General features: G+C 49.6%; 10 protein-coding genes. 6 read left to right on the top strand and 4 right to left on the bottom strand.

The features are described from left to right. Nucleotides 1-177 precede the first annotated feature (177 nt). The 3 genes from ACW9SV_RS07555 to fumC all read left to right on the top strand — a co-directional run bounded on the left by ACW9SV_RS07555 (nucleotide 178) and on the right by fumC (nucleotide 2,592). The gene (locus tag ACW9SV_RS07555) at nucleotides 178-342 is read left to right on the top strand and encodes a hypothetical protein (protein ID WP_165864864.1); all 165 of its coding nucleotides are present in this window, start codon (nucleotides 178-180) and stop codon (nucleotides 340-342) included. Then, on the top strand, nucleotides 339-1,058 hold the full coding sequence (locus ACW9SV_RS07550; protein WP_479556127.1) for a M15 family metallopeptidase: 720 nt from the start codon (nucleotides 339-341) through the stop codon (nucleotides 1,056-1,058). Before ACW9SV_RS07555 ends, ACW9SV_RS07550 begins: the two co-directional genes overlap by 4 nt. 136 nt (nucleotides 1,059-1,194) lie before the next feature. Continuing rightward, nucleotides 1,195-2,592, top strand: coding sequence for a class II fumarate hydratase (gene fumC / locus ACW9SV_RS07545; RefSeq protein ID WP_479556126.1), 1,398 nt, complete (start codon nucleotides 1,195-1,197; stop codon nucleotides 2,590-2,592). 142 nt (nucleotides 2,593-2,734) lie between these two features. On the opposite strand, the gene ACW9SV_RS07540 is transcribed toward fumC, so the two are convergent. The 3 genes from ACW9SV_RS07540 to ACW9SV_RS07530 are packed head-to-tail and all read right to left on the bottom strand — an operon-like array spanning nucleotide 2,735 to nucleotide 8,618. Further along, complete coding sequence (locus ACW9SV_RS07540) at nucleotides 2,735-3,988, bottom strand: hypothetical protein (RefSeq protein WP_479556125.1); 1,254 nt, start codon at nucleotides 3,986-3,988, stop codon at nucleotides 2,735-2,737. A 34-nt stretch (nucleotides 3,989-4,022) separates the two neighbouring features. Next, nucleotides 4,023-5,507: a SusD/RagB family nutrient-binding outer membrane lipoprotein gene (locus ACW9SV_RS07535; protein WP_479556124.1), complete on the bottom strand. Its 1,485-nt coding sequence runs from the start codon at nucleotides 5,505-5,507 to the stop codon at nucleotides 4,023-4,025. An 18-nt stretch (nucleotides 5,508-5,525) separates the two neighbouring features. Beyond that, entirely contained in the window at nucleotides 5,526-8,618 is a 3,093-nt protein-coding gene (locus ACW9SV_RS07530) for a SusC/RagA family TonB-linked outer membrane protein (protein ID WP_479556123.1), read from the bottom strand. Nucleotides 8,619-9,208: 590 nt separating this feature from the next. On the opposite strand from ACW9SV_RS07530, the gene ACW9SV_RS07525 reads away from it, so the two are divergent. From ACW9SV_RS07525 to ACW9SV_RS07515, 3 genes are all read left to right on the top strand, one after another. Further along, nucleotides 9,209-10,381 (top strand): acyltransferase family protein, encoded by a 1,173-nt coding sequence (locus tag ACW9SV_RS07525; protein ID WP_479556122.1) that lies wholly within the window; start codon nucleotides 9,209-9,211, stop codon nucleotides 10,379-10,381. A 125-nt stretch (nucleotides 10,382-10,506) separates the two neighbouring features. After that, the gene (locus ACW9SV_RS07520) at nucleotides 10,507-10,899 is read left to right on the top strand and encodes a diacylglycerol kinase family protein (RefSeq protein ID WP_479556121.1); all 393 of its coding nucleotides are present in this window, start codon (nucleotides 10,507-10,509) and stop codon (nucleotides 10,897-10,899) included. Between the two features lie 84 nt (nucleotides 10,900-10,983). Then, a complete protein-coding gene (locus tag ACW9SV_RS07515) occupies nucleotides 10,984-11,469 on the top strand; it encodes a DinB family protein (protein WP_479556120.1) in 486 nt (161 codons plus the stop codon). Between the two features lie 116 nt (nucleotides 11,470-11,585). Here the strand turns inward: ACW9SV_RS07515 and ACW9SV_RS07510 are convergent, their stop codons facing one another. Then, entirely contained in the window at nucleotides 11,586-12,377 is a 792-nt protein-coding gene (locus ACW9SV_RS07510) for a DUF4382 domain-containing protein (protein WP_479556119.1), read from the bottom strand. Nucleotides 12,378-12,405: the final 28 nt, after the last annotated feature.

The raw sequence follows: 12,405 nt of genomic DNA, 5'->3' as shown, positions 1-12,405 counted from the left end.
TATTAGACATTAACTATATTTACCTGATGGCCACCAGACCTATGGGAGTAATTCAGGCATATTTTCGTAAAAACAGGCGTAAAATGAGTTTTTTCCCTGAAACAGTTGTTGAGGCAATGGAAAACACCAACCATAAGAAAGCGGCTTTGCCCGTTGTCCCCTATACTCTACACCTACATGAAAAATAGAAAGCTTATTTTGTTCCTCTTCTGTTTGGGGACTCTGTTAGCCTGGACTGCCCTTTGCCTCACTTATTTCACCACCGGCCGCATTGAATGGCTCAGGCTGCTCACCTTCTTAGCCTCAGGCATCCTGGCGTACATCGTCTACCAACGCAAATGAAAAAACAGCTCTGCCTTTTCCTCCTTTGGCTTGTTACGGGCGCTGCTGCCTTGGCCCAGGCTCCCGCAGTGCAATCCATCCCTAAAAACAAGTATGGATTGCCCGTGGTAACCACTACTACCTTGTACCAGGAACTAGTGGCCCAAGACCCCAAGCAAGAGTTAGTAGAACTGCAATCCTACATACCCGGGCTGGTGCTGGACATCAAATACGCCACGGCTGATAATCTGGTAAAAGAGCCAGTGTATACCGTTGCCACTGCCTATGCCCGCAAGCCCGTAGCCCATGCCCTGAAACAGATACAGGCAGAACTGAAACCACTAGGGTTAGGACTGAAGATATATGATGGCTACCGCCCGTATCATGTCACAGAGCTTTTCTTCAAAAAAGTAAAAAGGAAAGCCTACGTGGCCAATCCTAAAAACGGGTCCCGCCACAATCGCGGCTGCGCCATGGATCTTACTCTTATTACCCTCAAAGACGGAAAAGAACTAGAGATGCCCACACCATATGATGCTACCGTGGTGCAGTCCCACCCAGATTATCCACACGTTTCTGAGCAGGTGAAGAAGAACCGGGCCTTGCTTATCAACACCATGCAACGCCACGGCTTTACCGTTTTCCACAATGAATGGTGGCATTATGACTTCAATGATTGGCCTAATTACCCGCTCATGGATATTAGGTTCGAGGACTTGAAAAAGATGAAGCAGTAGGCTCTTAAGGAGGCTGCTGTTCCCAGGCTCTTTTCCTGAAAACTGACCAGAAACGGGAGGCGTGATCGTCGCCCGTTTTTTATGAATAATTCCGTAGTTTTGAGTTATCTAAAGTATTAACCATTTTCTAACAGACATGAGCGTACGCATAGAGAAAGACACCATGGGCCCGGTAGAGGTGCCCGCCGATAAATACTGGGGTGCCCAGACCCAACGTTCCAAAGAAAACTTCACCATTGGGGGCCAGTTAATGCCTACCGAGGTGATTGACGCTTTCGCTATCTTAAAGAAAGCCGCCGCGTACACCAACGCTGATTTAGGCGTACTTCCCCAAGACAAAGCCGAAATCATTGGCCGCGTGTGCGACGAGATTCTGGCTGGTCAGTTAGCCGATCAGTTTCCGTTGGTAGTTTGGCAGACTGGTTCTGGTACCCAGAGCAACATGAACGTGAACGAAGTGGTAGCCAACCGCGCGCACGTGTTGCTGGGCGGCGACCTGATGGACGAGAAAAAGAAAATCCACCCCAACGACGACGTTAACAAATCGCAGTCTTCCAACGACACCTTCCCAACCGCCATGCACATTGCCGGTTACAAGGTAGTGGCCGAGCATACTCTTCCAATGGTGCAGAAACTGCGCGACACGTTGCACGCCAAGTCACAGGAGTACATGAACGTGGTGAAGATTGGCCGTACGCACTTAATGGATGCCACGCCGTTGACCCTAGGCCAGGAACTGTCTGGTTACGTGTCTCAGCTGGACCACGGCATGCGTGCCCTCAGAAATACCTTGGATCACCTGAGCGAACTAGCCCTCGGAGGTTCTGCCGTAGGTACTGGCTTGAACACGCCGCAAGGCTACGCCGAACTAGTGGCCCAAAAGATTGCGGAATTCTCCGGCTTGCCTTTGAGAACCGCCGAGAACAAGTTTGAGTCCCTAGCTGCCCACGATGCCATTGTGGAGACTTCCGGTGCCTTGAAGCAACTGGCAGTAAGCTTAATGAAGATTGCCAATGATATCCGTTTGCTGGCTTCAGGTCCACGTTCTGGTATTGGGGAGATCATTATCCCAGAAAACGAGCCGGGTTCTTCTATCATGCCAGGCAAAGTAAACCCAACCCAGGCTGAGGCCATGACCATGGTGTGCGCCCAGGTGATTGGAAATGACGTGGCCATCTCCGTAGGCGGCATGAACGGCCATTTTCAGCTGAACGTGTTCAAACCAGTGATGATCTACAACCTGCTTATGAGCGCCCGCTTGCTTGCCGATGCCTGCGATTCTTTTGACAAGCACTGCGCCGTAGGTATTGAGCCAAACTACGAGGTCATCAAGCAACAACTAGAGAACTCTTTGATGCTGGTAACTGCCTTGAACCCGCACGTAGGCTATGACAACGCAGCCAAAATCGCGAAGAAAGCCCACAAAGAAGGCACCACCCTACGCCAGGCCGCACTTGACTTAGGCCTGCTCACCGATGAACAATTCACCGAATGGGTACGTCCTGAGGACATGATCGGGAGCTTGAAGAAATAATCCGGGTTTTTAGCCTCTTCTGGCAAAAACAGCCCTAAGACAGAAAGGCCCTTCTGCTGCTGCGGAAGGGCCTTTCTGTCTTATTTAAGTAAGGTCAAAAAAAGAAGGGCCGCTCATAAGAGCGGCCCTTCTTTGGTATTCTTTATAGTTGCAGGTACTTGTACTCTAAGGTAGCGGTGGTCTGGTTTTCGGCGCCGGCTCTGTTGATGCCGGTTACTTTGAAGATCACGTAGTTGTTTGTATCTACCAATTTAGCGATGTACACGTCACCCACCACCAGATCAGCAATGGAGGTCACCACCTGGCTTGGCGTGGCTGCAGAAGCCGTGTAATACGCCTGACGCACGCTGTTCACGGTGGCGCTGTTGTACACGGCAGCCGTGGTTTTCACAAAAGCAGTCTTGTTCTCGGCTTTCACCACAAACTTGTTGCCTGCTACGCTGGTCACTGTGATATCCTTGTTTGTGGTGGCTGTCTCAGTTCCTACATTGGCTCTTCCCACAAAGTTGAAAGAAGTAGCCGCAGCATCACCGTTTATCCCGATGGTAGCGGTGGCAGTTCCCGTGAAAGGAGTGGCCGCCACAATGGTCACCGGTGCAGAACTCACAGAAGCAGCGTTCTTAGGAGAAACTGCTTTCGCCTCAAAACGGAAAACCACATCCTGTCCTACAGCGTTAGCCGGAACTTTCACATCCACGTTTCTGGTAAGCGCCGCGCCAGATTTGGTCAACCCGATTTTATCAATTCTGGTCTCTGGGTTGGTGCCTACGGTAGCGTACACGTTCAAGCTGTCCAAGTCTTTGAACAGGATGGCAGAAGCAGCAGTAGTAGTGGCCACAGAGGTTACTCCGCCTTCGTTCAGCACCAACTCGTAACGGATCACGTCATTGGCGGTGTTGGCACCTGCCGTCACGGCAGAACGGTGCGCTACGCTTTTGATGCGGATGGTAGGCGTAGCCTCGGCTACTCTGAACGATGCGCTTCTAGTTTTAGAGGCGTTGTTGAACCCAATGGCCTTGGCATCTAACCGTACCGTAGCCTTGTTGGCAAGCCCAGCGGGCACTACGTACTCTACCACCAAGGTATCGGCTCTCTTTATTTTAGAGAAAGCACCTTGTGCTGGTATGGTTCTCACCACGGAGGAATCCTGGTTGTCAAACTTCTGCAGGAGCACAATTTCCTTCACATCGGTTTTGTTGTACACCAACTCCATTTTCACGGTTTCTCCTGCGGCATATTTAGCGGCTACCGGCAATGTACCGGTAGCCTGGAAAATCTGGAAAGAGTCTTCAGTGATTTTGTAGGGTGGCTCGTAATCTTCTTCACACGATGTCAAAGACAAACATGTGAAAGCGATTGCAGGCAGGGCCAGGTATTTATTAAAAATGCTTTTCATATCTTCTTTAGATTAATTCCTTTACTACAACCTACTATTGCTGATCCCACCAAACTGGGATGGTCACGTAATCCTGGGCACCCCAACCCATTCTGGCTACTTCAGTTGGGTTAAACTGTGTCTCCGTTTGGGCAGGAGGGAGGCGACGAACTACTTTACCGTTCAGCAGGGCGTTCACGCTGGTGGGCATCTGGAAACCTGGATAGATGGTAGGATCGAAATCAAATCTGCGCATATCTGACCATGACTCTGGGTTCAGGAACATGGCAATGTATTTCTGCTCCATGATGTTCTTCAGGGTCAGGGTAGTCTCGCTCTGGGCTACGGCTGCGCTGGCCATGTACGTAGCTTGGGCAGCCGCAGCTACTCCCAGCTTTGTCATGTGCGCAGTAATACCGGCTTTATAAGCCGTAAAGGCACGGGCTTTGTCACCCTTCCGGAAAGAAGCTTCTGCTTCAATGAAACGCATCTCAGCATTAGTCACCAACGGGAACGGGCTGTTATCGGTAGAGTAGTAACCGCCATAGAAATCTGTAGCGGCAAGGGCAGGAGAAGAACCTGCGCCTGGTACGGCGCCATTGCTTAACGCTCCATTAGTTAACGTTGGAGCAATGATTGCGAAACGAGGATCATCTGCTGCCGTGGCATCACCTAGTAAGGTAGTTCCGTTCATTAGGTTCACGAACATCTTCCCGAAGGTGTAGCTTCCGAAGTTTGCTCTGGTAGGGCCAAAGATGCTGGTAGTAGCAGACTCCACGCTGGTAGGTTGTCTGTAGCCCAACACAGCGTCATCGGCGTTTGATTTGATTCCTTTGTCAATAGCAGCCAGAACAGCATCTGGGTTGTAAGTAGCCTTCTTGGTCAAGTGGTTCAACTGACGCGCCTTGATGGAGTTAACCAGTTTAATCCATTTGCTTACATCGCCTTGGTACAGAATATCTCCGCTTACCGGGTTAGAAGTATAGAAGGGACGCTTGTTCTCGGTGGCTGGTTTAGAAAACTCAACCTCGGCCTCATCTAATAAATTAAAGATGGTAGAGTAGATCTGCTCCTGCGGATCATACTTAGGCGCAATGTTGGTGTACCCCTGCCAAGCCTCGGTGTAAGGAACATCGCCCAGCATATCGGTTAGGTGAGCCATAATGATGGCCTTCATGGCTTTGCCGGCTCCTACATAATAAGGAGAACCCTCGGCCTGGGCAGACTCTATCATAGGGCCAATGTTGCTACCCACCAAGTAATAGGTGTTGTTAAAGGTAGAGGTAGAGTTACTCGGCGTGAAGAAGTACTGGTCAGTGGTGATGTTAGCCGTTCTGCCGGCCACGTTCTGGGTAATTGGTCCCACTCTAAGCTCGGTTAGGAGCTGCACCTGCAAGCCGTTGCCAATGATGCTTGGCAGAAGGTAATTAGGTGTGGTGGAAACCGGGTTATTTGGATCTTCATTGACATCCAAAAAATTGTCGCAGGAGGTAAGCCCTAAGCCTACCACTGCGCAAAAACCTATGATAAATTTTTTCATGATTTGAGTCTCAATAAACTAGAAGGATAATTTCACGCCGAAGTCAACACCTTTGGTACCTGGTACGCTTCCGTAATCGAAGCCACCGGAACCACCACCACGAACACCCGCTCCGGCAGAAGCTGTTTCTGGGTCAGATCCTGAGTATTTGGTCAAAAGAATGAGGTTACGGCCTGTCACGTTCAGTTCCACGTTTTTGAATGGAATGCGACCAAAGGCAGCCTTAGGTAAACGGTAGGCCAACGTCACGTACCGCAGGCGAATCCAGGAAGCGTCTTCAATAAAGTCATCACCCACCACTGACATGATGTTACGGTAGTAGCTCTCTGTCAACTCTACTTCTCTGGTGTTAGGCACGTAAGTTACTTTTCCATCGGCACCGGTCACGGCTACCACACCTGGGAATACCGCTTTCTTGTAGCGGTCCAGCGTACGGGTGCTCAAACCAGTGTTTACCAAGGTAGCCTCGTTCCCGTTCACTACCACGCCGCCTTTGCGGATATCGGTTAAGAAAGAAAGCGACAGGTTGTTGTAGTTGAAGGTGTTGGTGATTTGTAAGGTATAGTCAGGAGCACGGTCACCGGCATACGTGAATTTCTGGTCTACGAAGGTTGGGTAACCAGCGGAGCTGATGATCATCTGGCCGTCTGGGGCACGCTCATATTGCATAGCGCTCAAGCCGCTCAAAGAACCGCCCTGGAACACACCACCTCTGGCAAAACCTACGATCCAGGCATCTGACTGGTAGATCTCGGTTAATGGGAAAGGAATGCTTACTACCTTGCTTCTGTTGCGGGAGAAGTTGGCTACCACATCCCAGGCAAAACCACCTTTCTGGATAGCTGTTCCTGACAAAATCGCCTCTACCCCTTTGTTTTCAACAGTTCCGCCGTTCACGTACTGCAGAATGAAACCAGAAGCCTGGCTCAGACGTGGCGCGATGATCTGGTCAACGGTTCTGTCATTATAATAAGTAACGTTGAAACGCAGGTTGTTTTTAGAGAAGTTGAAATCTAAACCAGTCTCAAAAGAGTTCTTGGTTTCTGGCTTCAGTTCTGGGTTACCACCGAAGAAGTTGTTCCGGAAACCACCGCCCAGAAAGGTGTTATTGGTCAACGGAGAAGTAACCCGGTAAGGAGGTGAGTCTTTTCCTACCTGCGCGTAGGAGATGTTGAACTTACCAAACTTCAGGAAAGAGCCTGAGCTGATAGGCAGGTGTTCTGTGAACACGTAGCCCAAGCTGGCAGAACCATAGGCGAACGAGCGGTTTTTCACCGGTAGGGTAGAAGACCAGTCATTACGGCCCTGCAACTCTAAGAACAGGAAGTCATCATAGTCAAAGCTTACCCGGCCAAACGCCCCAATCAAACGACGCAGGGAGTTCCGCTGGATCACGCTTCTATTAGTAGTGTTGTTCAGACCCACAAAATCAGGGTTCTGGAAGATCAAGCCTAAGTAGTCAACGCCTTTGGTCTCAGTCTGCTCAACGGTGTTACCAAGTACTACGCCTACCCCAAACTTCTCGGTGATGTTTTTGTTAGCGGTTACTACAAAGTTGGAAGTGTACTGCTGAAACTGGTTTACGGAAATAGCTAAACCACCTGCCTGGTTGTTAGGCAAAGAAGTACCAGGAGAACGCACACTTTGGGTACGCTCAGTGTACACGTCGGTACCAAGGCGATAGTTGATCTTTAACCAATTGGTAGGGTCCAAGGTGATGCCTACATTACCAATGATACGGTCGGTACGGTCAGTCTGCGGGTTTTTGTTAACCGTGAAGTAAGGGTTGTCAATGTCACCGGTCACGCTCTCTAACAATCTACGACGTGATCCGTCTGGATTCTGCCAGTCAGACATGTTGTCGTTTAATGGCCAGTTAAAGATACTTACCAGGAAACCACCGGTTCCGCCAAACAGACCCGGACCTTGTAACGCTCTTTTGCCGCTTGTCTGCAAGTAGTTGGCAGATCCGTCAAAAGAAAGCTTGTCGTTGAATTTAGCGGTACCAGACACCCGTACAGAGTTCTTCTCATACTCTGTCTCAGGCACCACTCCACCTTGGTCTAAATGGTTCGCGGAGATATAGAAGCTGGTTTTCTCTGAGCCACCTGAGATGCTCAGGTTGTGGTTCATCTTAAAGCCGGTCTGGAAGAAATCTTCAATGTTGTTGTAAACTGGTTGGCCTTCCTGAAACTTAGGGCCCCATGATCTGCGGGTAGTAGCGTCAAACACACCGTTGGTGCCTTGCTGGTACACCTGCTGCACTTCTGGTAGTCTGTTTACCTGGTCCATGGAGAAAAGACCGTTATAAGTGATAGAGGTCTGACCAGCCACGCCTTTTTTAGTAGTGATGATCACGGCACCGTTACCAGCACGCAGACCATAAAGCGCTGCCGCGGCAGGTCCCTTCAGAACGGTGATAGAGGCGATGTCATCTGGGTTAATGTCACCGGCCCGGTTAGAGGCACCCACTGAGCGACCCAGCATCCCGTTGAAGCCACTACCGGCACCTGGTGCGGTAGACTCTTGGAACGAGGAGTTGTCTACCGGAATACCGTCAATCACAAACAAAGGCTGGTTGTCACCGTCAATGGAAGAACCCCCTCTGATCACGATACTGGATCCTTCACCGGCACCTCCACCAGAGCTGGTGATGTTCACCCCAGCAACTTTCCCTTGCAGGGCGTTTACCACGTTTTGCTGTCTTGATTCTTCTATGGCCGCGCCGCTTACCTCTTGCACGGCATAGTTGATGCTTTTGCGTTCTTGGGCAATGTTGAAGCCAGTTACCACTACTTCATCCAATGCTTTAGAATCAGAAGTCAGGGCAACGTTGATGGTATTGTCTACGCCCACGGTCCGCTCCTGCGGGAGCATACCTATAAAGCTGTACACCAAAACGCTTCCCGGAGCCGCTTGGATGGAATACCGGCCTTCGGCATCGGTAGAGACCCCGTTGGAGGTGCCTTTTACCACTACGCTCACGCCGGGCATGGCAGAGTTGTCGTCAGAGGAGGTGACCCTCCCGGTGATGGTTTTGCTTTGGGCAAAACCCGCCTGAGCAATGCAAATGCACAGGGCGAATAAGATTAGCCGTAACATTATTCTCATAAAAAAGGATTTAGGGGTGTTGATTGGTTTTGTGTTTGATCTGTGGAATTCTGGTAAGCAAAAAGATCAAGGGAATGAGTAAAATAAAATAAATTTTTTTAGCCAAATGGCAGTTATCGCACTTGGCTTAAGCTGGTGCAATATTATGAATTTGGCAAATTCATCTTCTTAATAGAGGAACAAATTATTTTTTTAGCTTAAAACTTCTTTGTTTGCGATGACTTCTGTACAAAACCACCCTACTTAGAGGTTTTTTGGTAGCTGTGTCAAAAATAGAATTCCCTCTATATAAAAAATGAATGGAAAAATATAAAAAACTTGGCAAAGCACCATCAGATATAATAAGTATTTTTACTTTAGCCTTAAAGCGAGTTAATTATTATTAAAAAAATTAAGATCCTTCTTCAAAAAAATTAAAAACTGGTTTATTGAAGTTTGATCTTTCTCGAAAGGCCGTTTCTTCTGCAAAATCATACCTACTCGTCAGCGATCATGCTTGAGATTCTGCTAACTTAGATTTCATTAGTGCAGCAGTAACTTACAAGACAGCTCCTCCAATGCATTCTTCTTTCAACTAAAAGCCCCATGCCGTGAATCAAATCTCCAGTTCACCTATTCTCTCAGAAGAAGTTGCCGCCCCTAGAGCTTCTGCTGCTTCCAAAAACAGGCTTAGGTCTTTGGATGTATTCAGAGGGATAACAGTGCTCTCCATGATCTTGGTGAACAACCCAGGTAATTGGGGCAAGATCTACGCCCCATTGAAGCACGCGGCATGGCACGGGTGCACGCCCACAGATTTAGTATTCCCGTTCTTTCTCTTTATAGTAGGGGTCTCTATTGCTTACGCGCTGTCTGGCGCCAAGCAACTTCCTGAAAAGCACACGGGCACTATCCTCAGAATCATTCGGCGGGGGTTAACCTTGTTTGCTTTGGGTCTGTTCCTAGCCCTTTTTCCAAAATTCGAGTTTGAAACGGTCCGGATACCGGGGGTGCTGCAACGCATAGGGGTGGTGTTCATCATTGCGGCTATCATCTTCCTGAAAACCGAACGCCGAACGCAGATTTTGATTGGGGTCACTTTGCTCATAGGCTACTGGGCGGTGATGATGTTTGCCCCGGTACCCGGCATCGGGCAGGCGAACCTGCAACCCACCACCAATCTCGCCGCCTGGCTGGACAACTCTCTTTTACCCGGCCACCTCTGGAAATCGACGAAGGTGTGGGACCCCGAAGGCATTTTGAGCACTCTTCCTGCTATTGTCACGGCCTTATCGGGGGTGCTGGTAGGGCAGTGGTTAAAGAAGAAAGACGATGCCGGAAACAAGATTTCCTGGCTTATGGTATGGGGCGTGATCTGCATGGTGCTTGGGTTGGTATGGGACTTGCATTTCCCCATTAACAAAAGCATCTGGACAAGCTCCTTTGTTTTATACACCTCTGGTTTGGCCATGCTGGGCTTGGGTCTCTGCTACTGGCTTATTGACGTGAAAGGCTACCAAAGATTTACCACGCCGTTTTTGGTCTATGGGGTGAACGCGATTACGGTCTTTTTCCTCTCGGGGCTCATCCCCAGAATCATGTCCATGATTAAGGTAGACACGGCGGCAGGGGAGGTAGACAGCAAAACCTTCCTTTATGATTCTTTCTACACACCCCACCTTGACCCATACAATGCCTCCCTAGCCTGGGCCTGCACCTGGATTCTCTTCTGGATGGCGATCCTATGGGTGATGTACAAGAAGAACATCATCATTAAAGTCTGATGCTCAGTAGCAATCAGCATTTAAAGACAAATTTGATTTGGGGCCTTTTTTCAGAAAACGGCCATAAAAGTAGGGTGTGCCGGGTGAATTGCATCTGACCGGCAGCCCTTGCGTAGAAACCCTTAATGGAACCACAACAACCCACTTTCATAAGGAGGCGCTTAAATAGTTTCGGCTATGCGCTGAAGGGAATTGCGGCGGCGTTTAGGTCTGAGATCAACCTGCGGTGGCATGTTTTGTCGGCTGGGGTGGTAGTGGCAGCCGGGTTGTACATTGGGCTCACCACCATAGAGTGGGTGATTATCTGCTTCGCTATTGGTTTGGTCTGGATGGCGGAGCTCTTTAACACGGCGCTAGAGGTGGTAGTGAACCTGGTTTCCCCTGGTCGGCATCCCTTAGCTGGGAAAGCAAAAGACATTGCCGCCGGAGCTGTGCTGGTGGCTTCCATTACCTCGGCTATTGCCGGTCTGCTGGTGTTTTTGCCCTATCTATGGGCTTTGCTGCAAAAGTATAGCTAAACATTCTTTCTAAACCCCACGTTTACTACTTTTGCCCGATTCTGAAAGGCAAAGCCTTTCCTGTACCCCAATAATACCTGACCCATGACTACTAACGACGTACTTAAAAACCTAACCGAATATAATATCTGGGCGAACTGGCGCGTGCTCAAAAGCCTGGACCGCATTGAGGGAGACCTTCCAGATTATGCCCAGCTTATGTTCAGCCACGTCCTGAATGCCCAAGCCATCTGGATTGCCCGTATCACCGGCACCAAAAGCCCGGTAACCGTTCTGCAGCGGCACACTTTACAGGAGCTGCACCAACTGCATGAGCAAACATCGGCAAAGCTGGCCGAGCTCTACGCGAACGCCGATGAAGCCGAACTGAACCGTACCATTGAGTACACCAACACCCAAGGCAAAGCTTACTCTACCAAGGTACAGGACATCCTTACCCATGCCATCAACCACGCTACCTACCACCGAGGGCAGGTGGCCCGTGAGTTACGCTTAGCAGGTCATGAGCCGATCAACTCAGACTACGTAACCTACGTGCGCATTCAATACGGCCAGGATCTGGAGATCTGATAACCACCTTTGTTTACAGGCTAATTTCAGGAAAGAAGCCTGTAAACAGGAATTTAATGAAAAAGAAGAGGGGAAGCTATATTGGCTTCCCCTCTTCTTTTTAGGTGGTGTATTCTCTAGTTCAAATCAACCGTTTGTACCTCGGTGATTCTGTCATTGGTCACGACAATGTTGGTGAGTTCTTTTCCTTGGTAAGGCTCGCTGGTGCTAAACTGTACCTTGTAGGTTCCGGCAGGTACTCCTTTGATAAGGAAGCGTCCTGCATCATCGGTGAAACCGCCAATGGTATCGTTGGCGGCGGAGATCACTAAAATACCAGGCTTGGCCGCGGCTGGGGTGACAGTGCCTTTGATACCTCCAGCTACCGCCTTCGTCAAAGTCCGGATGACTGGTTTCAGGTTGTACTGTCCGCTGTTACCACGTGGAACAATTGACTTGGCTGCATCAAAGTCTAACAAAACCACATAAGTGACATCGGTCTGTAGGTCTGCATTGATCTGAAGTTTCAACCCAGAGGTCTGGCCGCTTGGCGTAGTAAGCGGACGTCTGGTTGACTCTCCTTTTAGTTTAAGGCTATTGTTTTCACCCAAGACTAACCTAATTTGCGCAATACGCCCGGCGGGCAGGGTGGCACTAGCCAGGAGCGTATCACGGCCATTGGCGAAATCAAGGAGGTTGTACACGCCGGGGGTGATGTGATCTAAAGTAGTCCAGCCGGTGCCGTCATCAGAGGCGTCTCGGTGGATCTGCACCGAGCGGATGTCTACGTTTACTTCTTCATAGTCACCGGGAGCATCGGTTAGGCGCACTTCCATGCGCGACGACCCTGCCGGGTCTTTCTCATCTGAACAAGACGCAAACCCCAAGGTTGCCGTCCACAGCATAGCAAAAAAGAATCTCTTCTTCATGTAAAGGAATTAGGGTGAAAACACTATT

It is taken from the genome of Rufibacter sp. JT20002 (assembly GCF_056491185.1).
Note: the sequence above shows the minus strand (reverse complement) of the source record. Positions and strands in the feature narration are given on the sequence as shown.